Raw genomic sequence first — 23,353 nt, forward strand, 5'->3', positions numbered from 1 at the left:
GCGACGCCCGGATGCTCTTTGCGAGCGTTCGAACAGAATAATCCTGCGCGTGGCACCCATTTCATTCCTGGAGGAACATTGAAGAACTCCCCGCGCAGCTTCAAGCGCAACGCAGGCGTTTCCGCAGCCATGCTCGGCGTCTCGGCACTCCTGCTCACCGGCTGCGGTGCCGCGCCCGAGGAAGAGGCAGATTCCACCGGCGCAGCCAACGCCAACAGCGACTTCCGGGCGTGCATCGTCTCCGACGAAGGCGGCTTTGACGACCGCTCCTTCAACCAGTCCAGCTACGAGGGCCTGAAGGCCGCCGAGGCGGACCTCGGCATCGAGGTTTCCGAGGCCCAGTCGCAGTCCGAGACCGACTTCCTTCCGAACCTTGACTCCATGATCAGCGAAGGCTGCAACCTCACCGTGACGGTCGGGTTCCTCCTGGCTGACGCGACCAAGGAAGTGGCCACTGCCAACCCGGACAGCAACTTTGCCATCGTCGATGACAACACCATCGAGCTGGATAACGTCAAGCCGATCATCTACGACACGGCTCAGGCTGCCTTCCTGGCCGGCTACGTAGCGGCCGGCACCTCCGAAACCGGCAAGGTGGCCACATACGGCGGCATCAACATCCCCACCGTCACCATCTTCATGGACGGCTTCGCCGACGGCGTGGAGTACTACAACGAAGAGAACAGTGCCGACGTCCAGCTCCTTGGCTGGAACAAGGCGGACCAGACCGGTTCCTTCGTCGGCAACTTCACCGACACCGGTGCCGGCAAGACCACCACCGAGAACTTCCTGAACGAAGGCGCGGACATCATCATGCCCGTTGCCGGTCCGGTGGGCTCCGGCACGCTGGATGCCGTCGTCGAAGCCAACGCCAACGGCGGCAGCAACAAGGTCGTCTGGGTTGACTCCGACGGCTTCGAAACGAACGATGTGGGCACCGAGTTCATCCTGACCTCGGTCATGAAGCTCATGGGCGAGGCAGTGGAAGAAGTCATCGCCTCCGACGTCGAAGGTAACTTCGACGCCACCCCGTACGTCGGCACCCTGGAGAACGGCGGCGTCGCACTGGCTCCGTACCATGACCAGGAAAGCGCCGTTCCTGACGATGTGAAGACGGCCGTCGACGAGATCAAGGCTCAGATCATCGCCGGCGACATCACAGTGGAATCCGCCGCCAGCCCCAAATAGTCTGGGGTAAGGCAGCTTTCCTGAACCGCCGTTCGTCCGGCTGCGTTGCAGCGGGCGGACGGCGGTTCCTTTTGTTCCGGGTAGCCTTCCTTAGGAGGCGCCCAACACTCAGACACGAACAGATTGGTTGGGGTTGTGAAACTCGAACTCAAGGGCATCACCAAGCGCTTCGGCGCCTTGGTTGCCAACGACCACATAGACCTGGTGATCGAACCGGGCCAGGTGCACAGCCTTCTCGGCGAAAACGGGGCGGGCAAGTCAACGCTGATGAACGTCCTTTACGGCCTCTACGAACCGTCAGAGGGACAAATCCTGGTCAACGACAAACCGGTTGCCTTCTCCGGCCCCGGTGATGCCATGGCCGCCGGAATCGGGATGGTCCACCAGCACTTCATGCTGGTGCCGGTCTTCACCGTCGCGGAGAACGTGGCACTGGGCCATGAAACCACCAAGTTCGCGGGTGCGCTGAACCTGGAAACCACGCGGGAGCGCATCCGGAAGATCTCCGACCAGTACGGGTTCGACGTTGACCCCGACGCCGTCGTCGAAGACCTCCCCGTGGGTGTGCAGCAGCGGGTCGAAATCATCAAGGCACTGATCCGGGATGCCGAAGTGCTGATCCTGGATGAGCCCACTGCCGTGCTCACGCCCCGGGAAACGGATGAGCTGCTGGCCATCATGCGCCAGCTCACCGCGGACGGAAAATCAGTAGTCTTCATCTCGCACAAGCTGCGCGAGGTCAAAGCCGTCTCCGACGTCATCACAGTGATCCGGCGCGGCAAGGTTGTGGGCGACGCCGCCCCGGGAGCCTCCACCACCGAACTGGCTTCCCTGATGGTTGGCCGCTCCGTGAACCTGACGCTCAACAAGGCTCCGGCGGAACCCGGCGACGTCACCTTCTCCGTCCGGGACCTCGTCGTGCTTTCCGACACCGGCCAGCCCGTCGTCGACCACCTGAGCTTTGGCATCGCCAAGGGGGAGATCCTCGCCGTCGCCGGCGTGCAGGGCAACGGCCAGACGGAACTCACCGAGGCCATCATGGGGCTGCAGGACCATGTCACCGGCTCCATCAACCTCGACGGACAGGAACTCGTCGGCCGCCGCGTGGACCAGGTCATCGACGCCGGCGTGGGCTTCGTGCCCGAGGACCGCAGCGTCGACGGACTCGTCGGCCCTTTCACGGTTGCGGAAAACCTGATCCTCAACCGGTACAACAAGCCCCCGTTCGCCAAGGGCCTGTCCATGCGTCCAGCCGTCGTGGCAGCCAACGCCGCCGAGAAAATCGACGAGTTCGACATTCGGACCCAGTCCGCCCAAGCGGCCGCCGGGACACTGTCCGGAGGAAACCAGCAGAAAGTGGTGATGGCCCGTGAGCTGTCCCGCCCCCTTTCGCTGTTCATCGCCTCCCAGCCCACCCGCGGCGTCGACGTCGGTTCGATCGAGTTCCTGCACAAGCGGATCGTGGCCGAGCGCGACGGCGGGACGCCGGTGCTGATTGTCTCCACCGAACTGGACGAGGTCCTGGAGCTGGCAGACCGCATCGCGGTGCTGTACGGCGGCAGGCTCATGGGCATTGTCCCGGGCACCACCTCGCGCGACGTCCTTGGCCTGATGATGGCCGGGATGCCCGCCGAAGAAGCACTTGCGCACGACCGCAACATTCAGCACGACGGCGACATTGAGGGAGGGGCGCAGTGAGCCCGGAGAAAGACAACAGGCAGCAGGGCGAACCCGCCCACCGGAAAGAGGAGGCAGCAGCCGAAGACACCCGGTTGCTGAACGCTGCCGAAACCGCGGGCGGAGCTCTGCCGCCGCCCGCCGTTCCCGTCCCCGACTCCGAGCTCCACCCGGAAAGCGGGAACGACTCGGTGCTCCACCGCATCGTTTCCTCCAACGCGCTGGTTTCGGTGCTCTCAGTCGTGATGGCGCTGATCGTCGGCGGGCTGCTGATAGCACTCACCAACGAGGACGTCGCCAGTGCCGCGTCCTACTTCTTCAGCCGCCCGTCGGATCTTTTCGCCGCAGCCTGGTCAGCGGCGTCGGGCGCCTACATCGCCCTTTTCCAGGGATCGGTTTTCAACTTCGAAGCCCAGAGCTTCTCCCGGATGATCTATCCGCTGACGCAGACGCTGACAGTGGCGACGCCGCTGATCTGCGCCGGCCTCGGCGTCGCCCTGGCATTCCGTGCCGGCCTGTTCAACATTGGTGCGCAGGGCCAGATCCTGATCGGTGCCACCATGGCCGCCTGGGTTGGCTTCAGCTGGCACCTGCCGGCGGGGCTGCACCTGCTGGTCGTGGTGATCGCGGGGGCGCTCGGCGGTGCCCTCTGGGGCGGCATTGCCGGTCTCCTCAAGGCCCGGACCGGCGCGCACGAAGTCATCGTCACCATCATGCTCAACTACATCGCCATCCAGCTGGTGCTCTTCCTGCTCACCACCCCGGGCTTCCAGCGTCCGGGATCCACCAACCCGATCAGCCCGCAGCTGGATGAAACCGCCATGTTCCCGCCTCTGCTGGGATCCGGGTTCCGCCTGCACTGGGGCTTCGTGATGGCCGTTGCCGCCACGGTGTTCATCTGGTGGCTGCTGAACCGTTCCACCGTGGGCTTTGAGCTGCGGGCAGTCGGCGCCAACCCGGCCGCTGCGCGGAACGCCGGCATCAGCACCACCAAGGGCTACGTGATCGTCATGCTCATCGCCGGTGCCCTCGCCGGACTCGCCGGCGTTGCGCAGGTCTCCGGCACCGAGAAGGTGCTGACCTCCGGCGTGGCAGCCAGCTTCGGCTTCGATGCCATCACGGTTGCCCTGCTCGGCCGCTCCTCCCCGTGGGGAACGTTTGCCGCGGGCATCCTCTTCGGCGCCTTCCGCGCCGGCGGCGTCACCATGCAGACCAGCACCGGAACCAACATCGACATTGTCCTGGTGGTCCAGTCACTGATCGTCCTGTTCATCGCGGCACCCCCGCTGGTCCGCTCCATCTTCAGGATTCCGCCGCCGGGAGCGTTCAAGACGTCCGGCAAGCGCACGACCAAGAACGCCAAGGCAGCCGGAGGAACAGCATGAGCACCGCAACCATCCCCGCCTCCGCCGGCAGGCATGCCGCAGCGCAGGCCATCCGCAGCTGGAAGATCCCGATCATCCTGGGCGCCCTGGCCATTCTCGGCTTCATCCTCTTCGGCCTCGGGTCGCCTTCCGCGGAGGTGACGTTCCGCCTCACCGAGGAGAACGCCGCCATCCAGCTTCCCAACATCGTGGTCTCGGCCCCGGTGCTGGGCTGGATCTCCTCCGTGGTCCTGCTGGCCTCGGCCGCCTGGTCCGCCGTCCTGGTCAGCCGGTTCCAGCACGTGCCGGTTTGGCTCATCGCCATGTTCGCGGTCTTCTTTATCGCCGCGTTCCTCACCTGGTCGGTGGGCAGCGCCCGCAGCCCCAGCGTCGCCGTCTACGGACTGCTGGCGGGGTCGTTCACCCTGGCCTTCCCGCTGATCTTCGGCGCGCTCTCCGGCGTGCTGTGTGAACGCTCCGGCGTCGTGAACATCGCGATCGAGGGCCAGCTGCTCTTCGGCGCATTTGCCGCCGCCGTCGCCGGAACGCTCTCCGGCAACGCCTTCGTGGGACTCTTCGCCGCCGCAGTTGCCGGTGTGCTGGTCTCGCTGGTGCTGGCCGTGTTCAGCATCAAGTACATCGTGAACCAGGTCATCGTCGGCGTCGTCCTGAACGTCCTGGTCTCCGGGCTGACCGGCTTCCTCTTCTCCACGGTGCTCAGCACCGACCCCGCGAAGTGGAACTCCCCGCCGCGCCTGCCGTCGATTCGGATTCCGTTCCTGGCGGACATTCCGATCATCGGCCCGATCCTGTTCGACCAGTCGGTGATCGGCTACCTGATGTACATCGCCGTGGCGGGCATCTACTTCGGCCTGTTCCACACCCGGTGGGGACTGCGCACCCGTGCCGTGGGCGAACACCCGAAGGCCGCCGACACCCTCGGCGTGAACGTGAACCGCATGCGGTTCCTGAACGTGCTGGCCGCGGGCGCGGTGGCCGGCGTCGGCGGTGCGTTCTTCACCCTCGTTTCGGTCTCCTCCTTCAACCGGGACATGACGTCCGGGCAGGGCTACATCGCCCTGGCGGCCCTCATCCTGGGCCGGTGGAACCCGATCGGCGCGCTCTTCGCCGCCCTGCTGTTCGGTTTCGCATCGAACCTGCAGTCCGTGCTGAGCCTGCTCGGCACGCCGGTGCCGAACCAGTTCCTGGCCATGCTGCCGTACCTCGTGACCATCTTCGTCGTCGCCGGCGTGGTGGGTAAGTCGCGCGGCCCGGCGGCCAGCGGCATACCGTATATCAAGGGCTGAGGAAGGAACCCCCAATGAATGAATCAGCAGGCACCCCGGCAGGTGCTGCGCCGGACATCGACTGGAACCAACTCCTCGATGCTGCCCGTGCCGCCCTGGAACACGCCTACGTCCCGTACTCGAAGTATCCGGTGGGCGCAGCCGCCCTGACCGACGACGGCCGGGTGATCTCCGGCTGCAACGTCGAAAACGCTTCCTACGGGCTGACGCTGTGCGCTGAATGCTCGCTCGTGAGCTCGCTGCGCATGACCGGAGGCGGCCGCCTCACCGCCTTCACCTGCGTGGACGGCGCCGGGGAAATCCTGATGCCGTGCGGACGCTGCCGGCAGCTGCTCTATGAATTTCGGGCACCGGGCATGCAGTTAATGACAGTAAGCGGCATCCGGACCATGGACGAGGTCCTGCCGGATGCCTTTGGACCGCAGCACTTGGAAGGGCAGGACCGCACATGAGCAGCGAAAAGTTTGACGCCGTGGACATCATCGGGATCAAGCGGGACCGGGGAACCCTGTCCCCGGAGCAGATCGACTGGACGATCGACGCCTACACCCGCGGGGCGATAGCCGACGAGCAGATGGCAGCGCTGAACATGGCAATCCTGCTCAACGGCATGAGCCGGCAGGAAATCTCCCGCTGGACCACCGCCATGATCAATTCGGGCGTCCGGATGGACTTCTCCTCGCTGGGGAAAGCCACCACTGACAAGCACTCCACCGGTGGGGTGGGGGACAAGATCACCCTGCCGCTGGCACCCCTGGTCGCCGTGTTCGGCGTCGCCGTGCCGCAGCTCTCCGGCCGCGGCCTCGGCCACACCGGCGGCACCCTGGACAAGCTGGAGGCCATCCCGGGATGGCGGGCCAACCTGTCCACCGAGGAAATCATGGCCCAGCTGGCCGACGTCGGCGCCGTCATCTGCGCCGCCGGCACCGGACTGGCTCCGGCGGACAAGAAGCTGTACGCGCTGCGCGACGTGACCGGAACGGTGGAGGCCATTCCGCTGATCGCCTCCTCCATCATGAGCAAGAAGATCGCCGAGGGCACCGGATCACTGGTGCTCGACGTGAAGGTGGGCTCCGGGGCGTTCATGAAGAATGAAGCCAACGCCCGTGAACTGGCCGAAACCATGGTGGCACTCGGACAGGACGCCGGAGTGAACACCGTGGCGCTGCTGACCAACATGTCCACCCCGCTGGGCCTGACCGCAGGCAATGCCATCGAGGTGGAGGAATCAGTGGAGGTCCTGGCCGGCGGCGGTCCGGCCGACGTCGTCGAACTGACGATCCGGCTGGCCGAGGAAATGCTCGCCGCGGCCGGCATCCCGGATGCCGACCCGGCGGCTGCCCTGCGGGACGGCCGGGCCATGGACGTCTGGCGGCGCATGATTTCCGCCCAGGGCGGGGACCCGGCGGCTGCGCTGCCGCAGGCGCGGGAATCGGAAACCATCCTGGCGCCCGCCGACGGCGTCCTGATGGAGCTGGACGCCCTGTCCGTGGGCGTGGCTGCCTGGCGGCTGGGAGCAGGACGTGCCCGCAAGGAGGATGTGGTGCAGGCCGGCGCCGGCGTCCGCCTGCATGCCAAGCCCGGAGCCACCGTCCGGGCCGGCCAGCCGCTGATGACCCTGCTTACCGATACACCGGAGAAGTTCGACCGGGCCCGCGAGGCGCTGGAAAACGCCGTCGTCATTGCTCCCGAAGGATCCCGCCCCGCGCAGAAGCTGATCATCGACCGCATCGGCTAGGCACCGCCCATCGGCCGTGCTGAACCGCCGGCCGCCGCCCGCCGCCCCGCCCTGCCCCCCCGCCTGCCCGCCCTGCCCTGGCCCGGGCGGGCGGGCGGGCGGCGGCGCGGGGTTGGCGGGCACCAATGAGTTGATGGCATCGTTATAGATACCAGAGACCAATCCGAGGGAGCCGACTGGACGTGCTGAGCGCCGCAGTGGACAGTGTCAACAATTTCATCCTGACCTCCGCCGATGAGCCGTGGGTTTACTTCGCATTATTCGCGTTCTGCCTGATCGACGGCTTCTTTCCGCCGGTTCCCAGCGAATCCCTGGTAGTGGGACTGTCGGCGCTGGTGGCCACCGGAGCCGGCCCCAACCTGTGGCTGGTGGCAGCGGCAGCGGCCGGCGGAGCCTTTCTGGGCGACAACCTGGCCTACCTGATGGGACGGCGGATCGGCACCGAACGGTACCGCTGGATGCGCGGACCGCGGATGCAGCGAGGCTTCGTGTGGGCCCGCAAGGAACTGGACAAGCGGGCCGTGTCGCTGATCCTGATTGCCCGCTTCATTCCGATCGGACGCGTGGTCGTCAACCTGACCGCCGGCGCCACCGGCTTCCCCCGCCGGTTGTTCGTCAGTCTGACCACCATGTCGGCCTTGGTCTGGGCAGCCTACAGCGTTGCCATCGGCGCGCTTGCCGGTTCCTGGTTCGAGGACAACCATCTCCTGGGCGTCGTGGTCGCGATCGCCGTCGCAATGGTCCTCGGGCTGGTCATTGACCGGCTCATCACCAAGCTTCGCGGCCCCACGCCGCTGAAGACCCCCAAAGACGCAGCGCGCCCCGGAGACGCAGAGCTCCCCGCTGAGGAAGCCGCGCAGCGGGTGCCGAACGAAACGCCCTAGGCACGCGCACCAACGAGTGCCGCAGCTCACGTAGAGTTGGCAGCGTGACTGAGCCTATTTTGCTTCCCGCCTCTGACCCGCACCTCGACATCCGCAGCCTGCCCAAGGTCTCGCTGCACGACCACCTCGACGGCGGCCTGCGCCCTGCCACCATCATCGAACTTGCCGCGGAGGTTGGCCACGAGCTTCCCTCCACGGACCCGGTTGCACTCGGTGAGTGGTTCCGCGAGTCCGCGGATTCAGGTTCGCTGCCGCGCTATCTGGAAACCTTTGACCACACCATTGCCGTGATGCAGACCCGCGAAGGCCTGTCCCGGGTGGCACGCGAGTTCGTGGAGGATCTGGCCGACGACGGCGTTGTCTACGCCGAGATCCGCTGGGCACCCGAGCAGCACCTGCAGGGCGGCCTGAGCCTGGACGAAGCCGTGGAAGCCGTCCAGGAGGGCCTGGACGCCGGTGTGGACGCCGTGGAAGCGGGCGGCCGCCTGATCCAGGTGGGGCAGCTCATCACGGCCATGCGCCACGCCGACCGTGCCATGGAAATCGCAGAGCTGGCCGTCCGGCACCGCCACAACGGTGCCTCCGGCTTTGACATCGCCGGCGCGGAAGACGGCTTTCCGGCCTCGCGTTTCAGCGAGGCATTCACCTACTTGGCCGAAAACCAGTTCCCGGTCACCGTGCACGCCGGCGAAGCCGCCGGAGTGGACAGCATCCGGGACGCACTGGTCCACGGCCGGGCGCTGCGCCTGGGTCACGGCGTGCGCATCGCCGAGGACATCAATGTTGAGTTCGACAACGAGGACGCCGAAGACAGTCCGGCCGGTGCCGGGGACGACAGCGCCGTGGGCATGGTGACCATCGGCCAGGTGGCCGGATGGGTCCGGGACCGCGGCATTCCGCTGGAAATCTGCCCCTCGTCCAACCTGCAGACCGGTGCCATCGCCTCCTTCGGCGGGGACATCGAATCCCATCCGATCGACCTGCTCTACCAGACCGGTTTCCAGGTCACGGTGAACACCGACAACCGGCTGATGAGCGGTGTTACGCTCACCGGCGAGTTCGAACTGCTCGCGGACACCTTCAACTATGACCTCGACGACATCCTCGAACTCACCATGAACGCGGTCGACGCCGCGTTCCTGCCACTGGAGGAGCGCGACGCCCTGGCCGCCTACGTCACTGAAGGCTTCAACCAGCTCCGTGGCTGATTCGGCCCCCGGCACTTCCGGCGATGACCTCGGCCAGCGGTTCACCCGGCTGGCCGAGGTCATCGCTGTCCTGCGGGAGCGCTGTCCCTGGACGGCCGCGCTCACCCATGAGTCCCTCCTGGAATATCTCATCGAGGAGGCCTACGAGGTGGCCGAGGCCGTGGAAACCGGCCACACCGGGCCGGAAGACGCGCAGGAGCTGGCGGGGGAGCTCGGCGACGTCCTGTTCCAGGTGCTGCTGCACGCCCGGCTTCAGGAAGAATCCGGCCACTTTGGCATCGGCGACGTGGTGGATTCGCTAACGGCCAAAATGATTCGGCGCAATCCGCATGTCTTCGCCCCCGACGGCTCCGTCCGGGAAAGCACCACCGACGATCCAGCCGAAATCGAACGCGCCTGGGACGACGTGAAGAAGCAGGAAAAACCAGGGAGAACCTCACCCTTCGACGGCATCCCCGCCGGGCTTCCGGCCCTCCTGCTGGCCGCGAAAGCCCAGGACCGGGCCCGCCGCGCCGGGATTCCGGTACCTGCAGCGGACCCGGCGAACCGGCCGCTGCCGCCGTGGCACGGTGAGGAAGAGCTGGGAGATCACCTGTTCGCCGTCGTGCGCCAGGCGCAGGCCCAGGGGCTGGATGCCGAAGCCGCGCTGCGGTCCGCGGTCCGCCGTTTCACCGCCGGCGCCTAGCCGGGCCGGGAGCCCTGCAGGCGGCTGCGGAGCCTACCGCAGGGCCATTATGGCGGTGCAGGGCCTTACTACGGCGCGGGTTTCAACTAGTCTGGAACCAGACAGCGGAGCTTGGCTCATTGCCTGCCGCTGTAGTTACCCCTAGCGTTCCAACGAACAGGAGCATTCCCATGGCAATCATCGATGCCATTCACGCCCGCGAAATCCTGGATTCCCGTGGAAACCCCACCATTGAGGTGGAGGTTCTGCTTGATGATGACACGTTCGGCCGCGCCGCGGTCCCCTCCGGCGCCTCGACCGGCGCCTTCGAAGCCAACGAACGCCGCGACGGCGAAAAGACCCGCTACCAGGGCAAGGGCGTGCTGCAGGCCGTTGAAGCGGTCATCGAGCAGATCCAGCCGGCCCTGCTGGGCTTCGACGCCGCCGACCAGCGTGCCATCGACCAGGCGATGATTGACCTGGACGGAACCGAGAACAAGTCCAACCTGGGCGCCAACGCCATGCTGGGCGTCTCCCTGGCCGTGGCACGCGCCGCCGCCGAATCAGCGGCGCTGCCGCTGTACCGCTACCTCGGCGGACCCAACGCGCACGTCCTGCCGGTCCCGCTGATGAACATCCTCAACGGCGGTTCGCACGCCGACTCCGACGTCGACATCCAGGAGTTCATGATTGTTCCCCTGGGCGCACAGACCTACTCCGAGGGCCTGCGCTGGGGAGTTGAGGTCTACCACAACCTCAAGGCCGTCCTGAAGGAAAAGGGCCTGTCCACCGGACTCGGCGACGAGGGCGGTTTCGCCCCGAACCTGCCGTCCAACCGTGCCGCCCTGGACCTGATCCTCGAGGCCATCACGCGTGCCGGCTACACCCCCGGCGCCGACATCGCCCTCGCCCTGGACGTTGCCGCCTCCGAGTTCTACAAGGACGGCTCCTACCTGTTCGAAGGCACCAACCGCTCCGCTGCGGAAATGTCCGCGTACTACGAGGAACTGGTCCGGGACTACCCGCTGGTTTCCATCGAGGACCCGCTGGATGAGGAAGACTGGGACGGCTGGAAGACGCTGACCGCGTCCATCGGCGACAAGGTGCAGATCGTGGGTGACGACCTGTTCGTCACCAACCCGGTCCGCCTCGAGACCGGCATCAAGAACAACGCCGCGAACTCCCTGCTGGTCAAGGTCAACCAGATCGGCACCCTGTCCGAAACCCTGGATGCCATCACCATGGCCCAGCGCGCCGGCTACACCACCATCACCTCGCACCGCTCCGGCGAAACCGAGGACACCACCATCGCCGACATCTGCGTGGCCACCAACGCCGGCCAGATCAAGACCGGCGCCCCGGCCCGCTCCGAGCGCGTAGCGAAGTACAACCAGCTGCTGCGCATCGAGGAAGAGCTCGACGACGCCGCACGTTACGCAGGACGCAGCGCGTTCCCGCGTTTCACGGCAGAGTAAGCCTGCTGCTGGTGGGTACCCTCGTTAATGAGGGTGCCCACCAGCTGTGTTTAAGCCACTGTGTCGTTTAAGGCACTGTGTCGTCTAACCACTGTGTCGTTTAGACCCCTGTGTTTGAATCACTGTTCGTTTTGAGCGGTGGGTTTAGCTGTTGTTCTTTTGCCGTTCCGCCAGGTTGTTTTGAATCAAGGAGTTCCATGCCCACCCGACGTCCGAAAGTCCCCAAAGCAGGTTCAGCGGGGGACGGCGCCGCGGCCGAGACCGTCTCCGGCTCCGGCGGGAGCCGGCCGGAGCGGCGACGGAGCCCTGCTGCTGATCCGGACACCATCAGTGCCACGAAGCCGGTGGACGGAGCCCGCGGCGCCGGATCGGGTGCCGCGAAACGTGCCCCTGCTCCGGGTGCCCCGGCCAAAGCCGCCGCGGAGAAAACGCCTCGGGCCAAGGCAGCGCCGGCCAAACCTGCTCCCACAAAAGCAGCGGCCGGGAAGCTCTCGGGCACGAAAGCCGACGACGCCGCAGCCAAGGCCACAACCGCGAAGGCGGCCGCTGCCGGCAGGTTCCGGCGGCGGTCCCTGGCACAGGCTCCGGCAGTGTTGTCCGGAGCGGGCGCAGACGAAGTCTCCGATGACCTGCGCCCGGTTCCGGCAAAGGCCTTTTCCGGCCGCCTCCTGGTCCTGGCCATGGTGACCTTGGTCGTAACGGTGCTGCTGGCACCGTCGGTGAGCACTTATCTGCATCAGCGCTCGGAAATTTCCGCGCTGGAGGCGGAAATCGCCAGTGAGAAGGTGACGGCCCGCAACCTGGAAACGCAGCTGGGCCGCTGGGAGGACCCCAACTACATAAAGCAGCAGGCCCGGGAACGCATCTTCCTGGTGATGCCGGGGGAGACCCGCTACCTCGTCAAGGGGGAGCACGGAGTGGAAAACGCCGCGCAGGAGGCGCAGGAGGAAACGGAAGACCTGCAGTGGGTCGACGCCCTCTGGGACTCCGTGAAGCGGTCGGCTGCGGCGCAGTAGGCCCGCTGCCGGCGCGGGGCCGCCGCGGCGGCGGCCCCGGCGTCGTTCTGCGCACAGTAATCTTAGAAACGCAGACATTAATAGCCCGGGCCTCGTCCAGGCCCCCAGGAAGGAACCTCCGGCATGACCCAGCAGCAGCTCACCCCCACCTCCGAAGACTTGGAGACACTGAGCCGTCAGCTCGGCAGGCCGGCGCGCGACGTCGTGGAAATCGGCGCGCGCTGCGTCTGCGGCAACCCCCTCGTGGCCACCACGGCACCGCGCCTCAGCAACGGCATTCCCTTTCCCACCACCTACTATTTGGCGCACCCGGTCATCACTGCCGCAGTCTCCCGGCTCGAAGCCGCCGGCGTCATGAACGAAATGACCGAGCGGCTGGAACAGGACCCCGAGCTCGCCGCCCGTTACCGGGCAGCGCACGAGGCGTACCTTCAGGTGCGGAACGACATCGGTGCCCGCACCGGCGTCGGCCCCGTTCCCGAGATCGACGGCGTCTCCGCCGGCGGGATGCCCACCCGGGTGAAGTGCCTCCACGTCCTCGTGGGCCACTCTCTGGCCGCAGGTCCCGGAGTCAACCCGCTGGGTGATGAAGCCCTGGACCGCATTTCCCCCTGGTGGACCCGCGATCGCTGTTACTGTGAGGGCGCGTGGGACACCGCAAGTGCGGTGCCGAGCCGTGATCTGAGCCGGCACACCAAAACCCAGGGTCTCTCCGCGGAGGAGCTGGACGCCAAGCGCGCCGCCCGCCGCGAGTCCGCCAAAGCCGAGGCCAACACCGCTGACGCGGCCGACACCGACCAGCAGGGGGACGAAGTGCCGGACCAGAGTGAAGTGCAGAACCAGAGTGCTGCTTCAACGGTGCGGGTTGCCGCCGTCGACTGCGGCACCAACTCCATCCGCCTGCTGATTGCCGACGTGGCGCAGGACGGCCCGCCCCGGCTGACCGACGTCGTCCGCCTGATGCGGGTCAACCGGCTCGGACAGGGTGTGGACGCCACCGGCCGCCTGGCCCCCGAGGCCTTGGAACGGACCTTCGAGGCCGCCGACGAGTACGCCGCCCTGATCCGGGAGCACGGAGCCGAGCGGATCCGCTTCGTCGCCACCTCGGCCAGCCGCGACGCCGAAAACCGCGCCGAGTTCGTTGACGGCATCCGGGAGCGGCTGGGCGTTGAGCCCGAAGTCATCAGCGGCGACGAAGAGGCAGCGCTGTCCTTCGCCGGAGCCACCAGCGTCCTGGGCGGAAGCAACGGCTCCAAGACCCTGGTGGTGGACCTCGGCGGCGGCAGCACCGAGTTTGTGCTGGGCACCTCCGAGGGCGTACTGGCGGCCAAGAGCACCGACATGGGCTGCGTCCGGTACACCGAACGGCACCTCACCTCCAATCCGCCAACCGAGGCGCAGATCGCCCTTGCCCGCGGTGACGTCCTGGACATGATCGCGCAGGTTCTGACCACTGTGCCGCTGGCCGAAGCCGACCGCCTGGTGGGCGTGGCCGGGACGATCACCACGGTGACGGCCCACGCCCTGCACCTGCCCGAGTACTCACCCAGTGCCATCCACGGCACCGAGCTCGACACCGCCCGGATAGACCACGCCGCTTCGGAGCTGCTGCACATGGACCGGGATGCCCGTGCGGCACTGCCGTACATGCATCCGGGCCGCGTGGACGTGATCGGCGCCGGTGCGCTGATTTGGCAGACGATCGTGGACCGGGTCGCGGAACTCACCGACGGGGCGGTCTCCTCCGCAGTGACCAGCGAGCACGACATCCTGGACGGCATAGCTCTGAGCGTAGCGCGGTGACGGATCCGTCGGCGGTTCCCGGGCTGCCACGGAGAAGGATCCACGCGGTCCTGCTGGCGGCGCTGCTCGCGCTGACCCTGCTTCCGGCTGCCCCGGCCTCCGCCGACGAATGGCGCGACAAGCAGTACTGGCTCGCTGACTCCGGGTTCGACGAGGCTTGGAAGGTGAGCCAGGGCGCAGGCGTCAAGGTCGCGGTGATCGATACCGGAATCGATCCCACCCATCCGGATCTGGCGGGAGCCGTCACCGGCGGCACCGACGTCTCCGGTGCCGGGGACCCGGCCGGCAGCCGGGGACTGGGCAACAACCCGTCCCACGGCACCCTGGTGGCGACACTGCTGGCAGGGCGCGGCCACGCCCCTGACGTTGCGCCGGACCCGAGCCCGACGAGCAGGACTAAAGAGACGGCCAAGCCCCCGGCGCCCGCCAAATCCGAGGGCATCATCGGCGTGGCACCCAAAGCCGAGCTGCTGGCGGTCTCCGCCTGGATCGGACCCGACAACCCGGCCGGCATCCCCATCGAGGACCAGATACCGGACGCCATCCGGTGGGCCGTGGACAACGGAGCCCAGGTAATCAACATGTCGCTGGGCAGCTCCTCCACATCCTGGCCGGAGAGCTGGGACTCAGCCTTCCTGTACGCCGAGCAGCAGGACGTTGTGGTCGTGGTCGCCGCCGGCAACCGCAGCGTCGGCATGGTGCAAGTGGGAGCCCCGGCCACCATCCCCGGTGTGCTGACCGTGGCCGGTGTCGACCGGAACGGTGAAGCGAGCCGGTATTCCTCCTCCGAAGGAATCAGCATCGGCGTTGCCGCCCCGGCGGAAAACCTGGTGGGGGGCCTGCCCGGCGAGGCGATCCGGTACGCGGACTGGAGCGGAACTTCCGGCGCTGCGCCCCTGGTAGCGGGAACCGCGGCCCTGATCCGATCCGCCTATCCCGACCTCAGCGCCGCAGACGTCATTAACCGGATCATCAGCACCACCCGCGAGGCCGGCGCGCCGGGACAGGACACCCTGTACGGCTACGGCATCCTGGATGCCGGCGCGGCCCTGACCGCCGATGTTCCCTCCGTCGCGGCGAACCCGCTGGGCAACATTGCGGACTGGATCCGGATCCACCGCCGCGATGCCTCCACAGCGCCGGCCTCCGATGCTCCGGTTGCCGTCGAGCCGCAGGAACCGGACCTGCCGGAGCCCACGGTTCCGGTGGCGCTGCCGCCGGACAGGGGGTTCGATCCGCTGCCCGCAGCGCTGGTCCTGGGCTTCGGCGGACTGCTGCTGGGAGTCACCGCCGCAGGCACTGCAGCGGTGGTTCGCGCGCGTCGCCGGACGGGGGACGACACGGGGCAAGATGCTGTTGCCGAGGACACCGAAACCGGTCAGCTGAAACACTCCAATCTCTCGTGAAGGTTTTCACAAACTCGGGTAGGATGAGGGCATGGCATCTACGACACAGTTTTCAGACCGTCCCCGCGTCCTGGTAGTTGGCGGTGGCTACGTAGGTCTCTATGTAGCGAAAAACCTCCAGAAGAAGGTCAAGGATGAGGGCGGGATCGTCACGGTTGTCGATCCGCTGCCCTACATGACGTACCAGCCCTTCCTTCCCGAAGTGGCCGCCGGCACGATCGAGGCCCGCGACGCCGTCGTGTCCCACCGCATGCACCTGAAGAACACCGAGCTGATCACCGGCAAGGTCACTTCCATCAACCACGCTGCCCGCACCGCCACCATTGAGCCGGGCGACGGCGGCGAGCCGTTCGAGCTGCCCTACCAGGATGTTGTCCTGGCCGCCGGCTCGATCACCCGCACCTTCCCGATCCCGGGCCTCGCCGAGGCCGGCATCGGCATGAAGAGCATCGAAGAAGCAATGGCGACCCGCAACCACGTGCTTGAGCGCATCGAATCCGCATCGCTCATGCCCGCTGGCCCGGAGCGCGACCGCGCCCTGACCTTCGTCGTCGTCGGCGGCGGCTTTGCCGGCATCGAAACCCTGACCGAGCTCGAAGACATGGCCCGCGATGCCGTCCGGATCAACGACCGCCTGCGCCGCGAAGACCTCCGCTTCGTCCTGATCGAGGCCATGGGCCGCGTCATGCCCGAGGTCAAGCCGGACCAGGCCGAGTGGGTTGTTGCCAGCATGCGTGAGCGCGGCATCGAAGTCCTGCTGAACACCTCGCTGGCGTCCGCCGAGAACGGCGTGCTCAAGCTGATCAACATGGCTGACAAGTCCCCGGCCGGCGAGTTCGGTGCGGATACCCTGATTTGGACCGCCGGCGTGCAGGCCAACCCGATGGTCCGCGCCACTGACTTCCCGATCGACGAGCGCGGCCGCGTCCGCGCCAACGCCGAACTGCGCATCACCGGCGAGAACGGCCCCCTCGACGGCGCCTGGGCCGCCGGCGACGTCTCCGCCGTTCCCGACCTGTCCGGCGGCGGGGTCGGCGGGTTCTGCGTTCCGAACGCCCAGCACGCCGTCCGCCAGGCGAAGCTGCTGGCCAAGAACCTCCTGGCCGCCCGCTACGGCATCGGCAGCGTTGAGGAATACAACCACAAGAGCCTCGGCGCCGTTGCCGGCCTGGGCCAGTACAAGGGCGTTGCCAACATCATGGGCTTCGGCCTCAAGGGCTTCCCGGCCTGGCTGGCACACCGCGGCTACCACGGCCTGGCCATGCCGATGTTCGAGCGCAAGTTCCGCGTCGTCTCCGGCTGGCTCCTGAACGTGAGCTACGGCCGCGACCTGACCTCCCTGCGCAACCTGAACAACCCGCGCGAGGGGTTCCGGACGGCCGCCACGCCGGCCAAGAAGACCGAAGCTGCCAAGTAGCGCTTCCGGCTTCAGCAGAACACGTACGACGGCGGTTCCTCCCCTTGGGGAGGGGCTGCCGTCGTTGTTTCTGCGGCGGGGCGGGGATCCAGTAGGCTTGAGCAGAAGCTTTTCGCTTCCGCCCCAGTAGCCCAATGGCAGAGGCAGTGGACTTAAAATCCATGTGTTGTCGGTTCGAGTCCGACCTGGGGTACCACTGTTGTCAGCGGGCCGGCTGCTGCGCCGGGTCCGCTCGTCGCTCGTCCGTTCGTTGCGCCGGGTCCACCACTCCGGGTTCATCGGGATGCGCCACCCGCAGGTGCGAGGTGACGAGCCGGACGGCTTCCTCCTCCGTGCCGACGTCGTACTCCCAGCTGCAGGAACAGCAGCGCGCGTGCGGTGTCCCGTCGGCAGCCGCTGAAACTCCCCAGGCTTCCCCGGGAAGCAGATAGAAGCCTCCGTAGGTGCCGGAGAACTCCCTCAGCGGGCTGTCCTCCATCTGACGGTGATGGCTCTGCTCGATCATGGGAGCTATTCGGTGAGCGGGACCAGGGCGGATGGGCCGAAGCGGGCACTTATTTGCCCAAAGGGTTATTGCCGCGGAGCGTGTTCGAGGTACTGCGGGGTTCCGGCGCGCAGAGGCCCGTCAGTAGCATGAATCAATAGCATAAAACGGAACGCGGAACCCTTATCCGGGCGGTGCCGCAGGGATAAGCAGGACAAACGGGAACGCCGCCCCCACTGCGCCGGGAGCGGTCATGAGCGATGCCCTGAGAATCGAAAATCCGTCCGAAGACACCTATCTGCTGCGCAACGTCAGCGGACACGTGCTTGGCCACGTGGTTGTTGACGGATCCAGGGTGGGCGTGAACACCAAGAACCTGCCCGCCGGAATGGACCTGGCCGATGGCGAGGCCGTGGAGTTCCACATGTACCACCGCGGGGGAGTGCCCCTGCCAAAGGACCTGTACATCAAGTGGGACGGCGCCGCGGAGTGGGACGTTATTCCCGTCTAGCCTCCGTCGAAACCCTCCCCGGACGCCCCCTCGCGCCGGCCTGTAACCCAAGGCACGAAGCGTCGTGTTTGACGGCACACATGATCTGCACCATACTTGGAATCGATTCCATGGAATCGATTCCACAACGGTGTAGGGAGCAGAGTGCGGTCAACGACGATCAAGGACGTGGCGAGGCTGGCCGGCGTCTCGGCAGCCACGGCTTCCCGGGTGCTGTCCGGGCATTCCGCCACCTCCGAAGACGCCCGCCAGGCGGTCCGCGATGCCGCCGCTGAGCTCGGCTTCCGCCCCAACGCCCAGGCCCGCTCGCTGCGCAAGACCAGCACCCAGACCATCGGCCTGCTGCTGCCCGACATCCGCAACCCCTTCTTTGCCGACCTGGCCCACGCCGTCGAGCAGCGCGCCCGCGAATTTCAGTACCTCACCCTCTTCGGCAACGCCAACGAAAGCCAGGAGCAGCAGGAGCGCTACCTCGACGTCATGCTCTCCCAGCGCGTGGACGGCCTGATCGCCGCACCCCAGGGCGAAGCCCGGAGCCTGGTGGGCCTCCTGGCCGGCGAGCTGCCCACGGTGTTCGTGGACCGCGTGGTTGACGGCGCCAAGGTTCCCAGCGTCACTGCCGACAACGGAAGCGGAATCGCCGACGCCGTCCGCCACCTCACCGAGCTGGGGCACCGCCGGATCGGCTACATTGCCGGTCCCCAGTCGACGTCCACGGGACGCGAGCGGCTGCAGGCCTACCGCGGCGCCGTCGCCGAAACCGGGGCGGACGACGACGGCGACCTGGTGTTCCTCGGCGACTTCCAGTCCGCCAGCGGTGCGGCCGGGGCACGCCGGCTGCTGGACCTTCCCGTCCCGCCCACGGCGCTGCTCGCCGCGGACAGCCTGATGAGCATCGGCGCTGTCGGCGTCTGCAACGAGCGCGGACTGGCCATCGGAGCCGACCTGGCCTTCGTGGCCTACGACGACATCGAAGCCTTCACGCTGCTCAACCCGGCGCTGACCGTCATAACCCACGACGTCCATGCCATGGGGCGGCTTGCCGTTGACCTGCTGCTCGCTGAAATCGCCGGGGAATCCCCGGCCTCCGTGGTGCTGCCGAGCAGGCTCATCATCCGCGGCTCGACCCCGCCCCTTCCAGGAGGAACCCCAGCATGAAAGAGAATCCCATCCTGAATGAGAATCCCATCCTGACCCTTGAGGGCGTCAGCAAGTCCTTTGGCCCGGTGACGGTGATCGACGGCGTCACCGTCAACGTGCGCCCGGGCAAGGTCCAGGTGCTCCTGGGCGAAAACGGTGCCGGCAAATCCACCCTGATCAAGATGATGTCCGGGGTCTACCAGCCCGACGGCGGCCGGATCCTCGTGGACGGCAAGCCGGTTTCCCTGCCGGACACCAAGGCTGCCGAAGCCCACGGCATCGCCACCATCCACCAGGAACTGAACCTGGTGGGGTCCATGAGCGTGGCCGAGAACATCTGCCTGGGCCGGATGCCGCGCAAATACGGGCTGGTGGACCGCCGCGCCATGAAGGCTCAGGCCCGGGCGGCGCTGGACCTGATCGGCCTCGACGTGGACCTGGACCAGCCGGTGGGGGAGCTGGGCATCGCCCGGCAGCAGTTGGTGGAAATCGCCAAGGCCCTGAGCCTGAACGCCCGGATGCTGATTCTTGACGAGCCGACGGCGGCGCTGACCAACCGCGAAATCGCCTCCCTGTTCTCCGTCGTCGAGGACCTGCGCCGGAAGGGTGTGGGCATGGTGTTCATTTCCCACCACCTGGACGAAATCGCCGCGATCGGGGACTCGGTGTCCGTGCTCCGGGACGGCAAGTTCATCGCCGAGGTCCCCGCCGATACGCACGAAGATGAGCTGGTCCGCCTGATGGTGGGACGGGACATCGACCAGCAGTTCCCCCGCCGGCGTGAATTCACCGGTCCGGCGCAGACGCTGCTGCAGGTGCAGGGGCTGTCAATGAAGGGCTTGATCCACGACGTGTCGTTCTCGGTTGCGGCCGGGGAAGTCGTCTCCCTGGCCGGGCTGATGGGCGCGGGCCGGACCGAGGTGGTGCGTGCCATCGCCGGCGCGGACTCCTATACCTCCGGAACGGTCACCGTTCGCGGAAAACAGCTGCCCAAGGCCGACATCGGAGCGGCCATCCGCGCCGGCCTCGGCCACGTGCCCGAGGACCGCAAGGTGCAGGGCCTGGTGCTCGGGGCGGCAGTCAACGACAACATCGGCTACGCCACCCTCGCCGCCACGGCAAAGGCCGGCGTGGTGGACTTCGCCGGCCAGCGCAAACGTGCCCAGGAGGTGGCGGACCGGCTGCGGATCCGCATGCACAGCCTGGACCAGGCGGTGGGATCACTCTCCGGCGGCAACCAGCAGAAGGCGGTTTTTGCCCGCTGGATCGTGGCCGGATCAACCGTGCTGCTGCTGGACGAACCGACCCGGGGCGTCGATGTGGGCGCCAAGGTGGAGATCTACGAACTGATCAACGCAATCACCGCAGCCGGCGGCGCCGTCGTCATGGTGTCCAGCGAACTACCGGAGGTGCTGGGCATGAGTGACCGCATCCTGGTGATGAGCGGCGGTCACATAGCCGGTGAACTCGACGCCGGCGAAGCCACACAGGACGCCGTGATGTCGCTGGCGGTGCGCGACATACAGCGTGATTTGGAAGACCAACTGATGAAGGACGGATCATGAACAACGCAGCGGTGCAGACACCGGAAAAGGCCACGCGGAAGCAGGCACCGGACACCGGGGCGCGGGTTAAGAAGTTCCTGGCGGACAACGGGGCGCTGGTGGGCCTCGTGGTCCTGGGCCTGGCGCTCTTTATTGCCACGCCCGACTTCCTGACCGGCCCGAACCTGCTGAACATCGGCATTCAGGCTTCGGTGATTGCCGTCCTGGCCTTCGGCATGACCTTCGTGATCGTGGCCGCCGGCATCGACCTCTCGGTGGGTTCGGTGGCGGCCCTGTCCGCCATGGGTTCGGCGTGGATGTTCACGCAGGGCAACCTCCCCGGCTGGCTGGCGCTGGCCGGCGGACTGCTGATCGGAACCCTGAGCGGCGCCGTCAGCGGCTTCGCCGTTGCCTACGGCCGGCTGCCGTCCTTCATTGCCACCCTGGCCATGCTCAGCGTCGCCCGCGGCCTCACCCTGGTCCTCTCCGACGGCCGGCCCATCGCCACCGCCCCCGAGGTGTCCTTCCTGGGCGGAAATGTGGGTCCCATTCCGATGCCCATCGTGGTCCTGGTGATCGCCGGCATCGCCGCTGCCCTGATCCTGAACTACACGGTGATCGGCCGCTACATGTACGCGGTGGGCGGCAACACCGAAGCGGCCCGCCTTTCCGGCATCCCGGTCCGCCGGGTGCTGGTCACCGTCTTCGCGCTGTCCGGGCTCTTCGCCGCGCTGGCCGGACTCCTGCTCTCCGGACGTCTTGATTCGGCCCAGCCCCAGGCCGCGTCCGGCTATGAGCTGGACGCGATTGCCGCCGTCGTCATTGGCGGGGCCTCGCTGGCCGGCGGCGTCGGGCGCATCAGCGGCACCCTCATCGGCGCCCTCGTCCTTGTGGTGATCCGCAACGGCCTGAACCTGCTGAACGTCTCCTCCTTCTGGCAGCAGGTCGTCATCGGCCTGGTGATCGCCCTCGCCGTCGGCGCGGACGCCCTGCGCCGGAAAAATTCCACCCACTAACCACCCCCACAAAAGGAAAAAACAATGAAGTTCTCCTCCGCCCGTAAGACCGCGGCAGTGACCGTATCCCTGGGACTGCTGCTGGCCACCACCGCCTGCAACCGCGGCGACGACGCCGCAGCGGCAGGGGGCACCGTCACCCTGGCCGTGTCCACCCTGAACAATCCCTTCTTCGTTGAACTGCGCGACGGCGCGCAGTCAGCGGCCGAAGCCGCCGGCCTGGACCTCGAGGTCCTGGACGCCCAGAACGATTCCGCCACCCAGACCAACCAGCTGGCCACCGCAGCCACGTCCGGAACCGAAGGCGTCATCATCAACCCCGTCGATTCCGATGCAGCCGCCGCCTCCGTCAGCCCGCTGCTGAGCGCCGAAACCCCGATTGTGGCCGTGGACCGCACGGTGAACGGCGCGGAGATCCAGTCCCTGGTTTCCAGCGACAACAAGGCCGGCGGACGCCAGGCGGCCGACGAGCTGGCCAAGGCCATGGGCGGCGAGGGCGAAATCATCATCCTCCAGGGAGTGGCCGGAACCTCGGCCAGCCGCGACCGCGGCGCCGGCTTCGCCGAGGGGCTCAAGGCCTACCCCGGCATCAAGGTGGCGGCACAGCAGACGGCGAACTTCGACCGCGCCGAAGCGCTGAACGTGGCCACCAACCTGCTGCAGGCCCATTCCGGCGTCACGGGCATCTTCGCCGAAAACGATGAAATGGCACTGGGCGCCATCCAGGCGCTGGGCAACCGTGCCGGTTCCGACGTCAGCGTGGTCGGCTTTGACGGCACCGAGGGCGGTTTCAAGGCAGTCCAGGACGGCACCATGACCGCCACCATTGCCCAGCAGCCCGCCGAACTGGGCAAGCGGTCCGTGGAGGTCCTGGCCCAGCTGCTGGACGGCGAAACCGTGGAATCCAGCATTCCGGTGCCGGTCACCACAGTGACCACCGAAAACGTGGCTGACTTCGTCTCGTGAAAAAAACCGGCATCCTCAACGCACCCCTGAACGCCGCAATCGGCAGGCTCGGACACGGGCACCTGGTAGTGGTCGCTGACTGCGGCCTGCCGATTCCCGACGGTGTCCCTGCCGTCGACCTGGCCCTGGTCCAGGGCATCCCTTCCTTTTCCGATGTGCTGGGCGCACTGCTGGACGAAATCGAGGTCGAAGGGGCGATCATGGCTGAGGAGGCCGGCGGCACCGCCGTTGACAGCCTGCTGGCTCAGGCCGGGCTTCAGCCCGAAACGGTGACCCATGAGGAGTTCAAGGCGCTGCTCCCGTCCGTGCGGCTGATCGTGCGGACGGGAGAGGCCACGCCCTATGCCAACGTCATGTTGCGCAGCGGAGTGACCTTCTAACCCGCGTCCGTGTCCCGGGCAAGTGGTAAAGCGGCACTATGTGACGAGAGTTACAAGGACGTAACCCTAAACTCTTATGTTTGACTCATTATTCAACTAGCTTTCTTCTCATCAGGAATACCTGAAAACGGCATCAAAGGCCTCCGCCTTTCGATCGGGGAGAAA

At 66.8% G+C, this 23,353-nt stretch carries 21 protein-coding genes, 1 tRNA gene and 1 pseudogene; 22 read left to right on the forward strand and 1 reads right to left on the reverse strand.

Going from position 1 to position 23,353, the window contains the following annotated elements; translation table 11 throughout:
• The first annotated feature begins 78 nt into the window (after positions 1-78).
• The 16 genes and pseudogenes from QNN99_RS01415 to QNN99_RS01485 all read left to right on the forward strand — a co-directional run bounded on the left by QNN99_RS01415 (position 79) and on the right by QNN99_RS01485 (position 17,343).
• Positions 79-1,188 carry a BMP family lipoprotein gene (locus tag QNN99_RS01415; protein ID WP_229964638.1) on the forward strand — a complete coding sequence of 370 codons (1,110 nt, stop codon included), beginning with the start codon at positions 79-81 and terminating at the stop codon, positions 1,186-1,188.
• Between the two features lie 135 nt (positions 1,189-1,323).
• Positions 1,324-2,886, forward strand: coding sequence for an ABC transporter ATP-binding protein (locus tag QNN99_RS01420; protein WP_229964639.1), 1,563 nt, complete (start codon positions 1,324-1,326; stop codon positions 2,884-2,886).
• Positions 2,883-4,250 (forward strand): ABC transporter permease, encoded by a 1,368-nt coding sequence (locus QNN99_RS01425; protein ID WP_442860456.1) that lies wholly within the window; start codon positions 2,883-2,885, stop codon positions 4,248-4,250. The genes QNN99_RS01420 and QNN99_RS01425 overlap by 4 nt, the downstream gene beginning before the upstream one ends.
• On the forward strand, positions 4,247-5,536 hold the full coding sequence (locus QNN99_RS01430) for an ABC transporter permease (RefSeq protein ID WP_229964640.1): 1,290 nt from the start codon (positions 4,247-4,249) through the stop codon (positions 5,534-5,536). Before QNN99_RS01425 ends, QNN99_RS01430 begins: the two co-directional genes overlap by 4 nt.
• A gap of 14 nt (positions 5,537-5,550) precedes the next feature.
• Entirely contained in the window at positions 5,551-5,988 is a 438-nt protein-coding gene (locus tag QNN99_RS01435; protein WP_229964641.1) for a cytidine deaminase, read from the forward strand.
• Positions 5,985-7,274: a thymidine phosphorylase gene (locus QNN99_RS01440; RefSeq protein ID WP_229964642.1), complete on the forward strand. Its 1,290-nt coding sequence runs from the start codon at positions 5,985-5,987 to the stop codon at positions 7,272-7,274. The genes QNN99_RS01435 and QNN99_RS01440 overlap by 4 nt, the downstream gene beginning before the upstream one ends.
• Positions 7,275-7,471: 197 nt before the next feature.
• Positions 7,472-8,158, forward strand: a complete 687-nt coding sequence (locus QNN99_RS01445) for a DedA family protein (RefSeq protein WP_229965038.1) — start codon at positions 7,472-7,474, stop codon at positions 8,156-8,158.
• A 44-nt stretch (positions 8,159-8,202) separates the two neighbouring features.
• Complete coding sequence (locus tag QNN99_RS01450; protein ID WP_229964643.1) at positions 8,203-9,366, forward strand: adenosine deaminase; 1,164 nt, start codon at positions 8,203-8,205, stop codon at positions 9,364-9,366.
• Positions 9,359-10,051: a MazG nucleotide pyrophosphohydrolase domain-containing protein gene (locus tag QNN99_RS01455; protein ID WP_331461752.1), complete on the forward strand. Its 693-nt coding sequence runs from the start codon at positions 9,359-9,361 to the stop codon at positions 10,049-10,051. The genes QNN99_RS01450 and QNN99_RS01455 overlap by 8 nt, the downstream gene beginning before the upstream one ends.
• A gap of 170 nt (positions 10,052-10,221) precedes the next feature.
• A complete protein-coding gene (gene eno, locus QNN99_RS01460) occupies positions 10,222-11,505 on the forward strand; it encodes a phosphopyruvate hydratase (RefSeq protein WP_229964644.1) in 1,284 nt (427 codons plus the stop codon).
• Between the two features lie 197 nt (positions 11,506-11,702).
• Positions 11,703-12,521, forward strand: coding sequence for an FtsB family cell division protein (locus QNN99_RS01465; RefSeq protein ID WP_229964645.1), 819 nt, complete (start codon positions 11,703-11,705; stop codon positions 12,519-12,521).
• A 123-nt stretch (positions 12,522-12,644) separates the two neighbouring features.
• Positions 12,645-13,214: pseudogene (locus tag QNN99_RS17460) on the forward strand (DUF501 domain-containing protein); the annotation flags it as partial.
• A 165-nt stretch (positions 13,215-13,379) separates the two neighbouring features.
• Positions 13,380-14,324: a Ppx/GppA phosphatase family protein gene (locus QNN99_RS17465; RefSeq protein WP_229965040.1), complete on the forward strand. Its 945-nt coding sequence runs from the start codon at positions 13,380-13,382 to the stop codon at positions 14,322-14,324.
• Positions 14,321-15,730 (forward strand): S8 family serine peptidase, encoded by a 1,410-nt coding sequence (locus QNN99_RS01475; protein ID WP_229964646.1) that lies wholly within the window; start codon positions 14,321-14,323, stop codon positions 15,728-15,730. Before QNN99_RS17465 ends, QNN99_RS01475 begins: the two co-directional genes overlap by 4 nt.
• 31 nt (positions 15,731-15,761) lie before the next feature.
• The gene (locus tag QNN99_RS01480) at positions 15,762-17,147 is read left to right on the forward strand and encodes an NAD(P)/FAD-dependent oxidoreductase (protein ID WP_229964647.1); all 1,386 of its coding nucleotides are present in this window, start codon (positions 15,762-15,764) and stop codon (positions 17,145-17,147) included.
• 120 nt (positions 17,148-17,267) lie between these two features.
• Positions 17,268-17,343 (forward strand) — tRNA-Leu (locus tag QNN99_RS01485).
• 6 nt (positions 17,344-17,349) lie between these two features.
• Here the strand turns inward: QNN99_RS01485 and QNN99_RS01490 are convergent.
• The gene (locus tag QNN99_RS01490; protein ID WP_229964648.1) at positions 17,350-17,652 is read right to left on the reverse strand and encodes a DUF1059 domain-containing protein; all 303 of its coding nucleotides are present in this window, start codon (positions 17,650-17,652) and stop codon (positions 17,350-17,352) included.
• A 232-nt stretch (positions 17,653-17,884) separates the two neighbouring features.
• Here QNN99_RS01490 and QNN99_RS01495 point away from each other — a divergent pair, with 232 nt between their 5' ends.
• The 6 genes from QNN99_RS01495 (at position 17,885) to rbsD (ending at position 23,188) form a co-directional block, all read left to right on the forward strand.
• Entirely contained in the window at positions 17,885-18,142 is a 258-nt protein-coding gene (locus tag QNN99_RS01495) for a hypothetical protein (protein WP_229964649.1), read from the forward strand.
• A 144-nt stretch (positions 18,143-18,286) separates the two neighbouring features.
• A complete protein-coding gene (locus QNN99_RS01500; protein ID WP_229964650.1) occupies positions 18,287-19,300 on the forward strand; it encodes a LacI family DNA-binding transcriptional regulator in 1,014 nt (337 codons plus the stop codon).
• Positions 19,297-20,847, forward strand: coding sequence for a sugar ABC transporter ATP-binding protein (locus tag QNN99_RS01505; protein WP_229964651.1), 1,551 nt, complete (start codon positions 19,297-19,299; stop codon positions 20,845-20,847). Before QNN99_RS01500 ends, QNN99_RS01505 begins: the two co-directional genes overlap by 4 nt.
• On the forward strand, positions 20,844-21,842 hold the full coding sequence (locus tag QNN99_RS01510) for an ABC transporter permease (protein ID WP_229964652.1): 999 nt from the start codon (positions 20,844-20,846) through the stop codon (positions 21,840-21,842). Before QNN99_RS01505 ends, QNN99_RS01510 begins: the two co-directional genes overlap by 4 nt.
• A 24-nt stretch (positions 21,843-21,866) precedes the next feature.
• The gene (locus QNN99_RS01515; protein WP_229964653.1) at positions 21,867-22,808 is read left to right on the forward strand and encodes a substrate-binding domain-containing protein; all 942 of its coding nucleotides are present in this window, start codon (positions 21,867-21,869) and stop codon (positions 22,806-22,808) included.
• Positions 22,805-23,188: a D-ribose pyranase gene (rbsD, locus tag QNN99_RS01520; protein ID WP_229964654.1), complete on the forward strand. Its 384-nt coding sequence runs from the start codon at positions 22,805-22,807 to the stop codon at positions 23,186-23,188. The genes QNN99_RS01515 and rbsD overlap by 4 nt, the downstream gene beginning before the upstream one ends.
• Positions 23,189-23,353: the final 165 nt, after the last annotated feature.

This window comes from Arthrobacter sp. zg.Y820 (assembly GCF_030125555.1).
GTDB lineage: Bacteria > Actinomycetota > Actinomycetes > Actinomycetales > Micrococcaceae > Arthrobacter_B.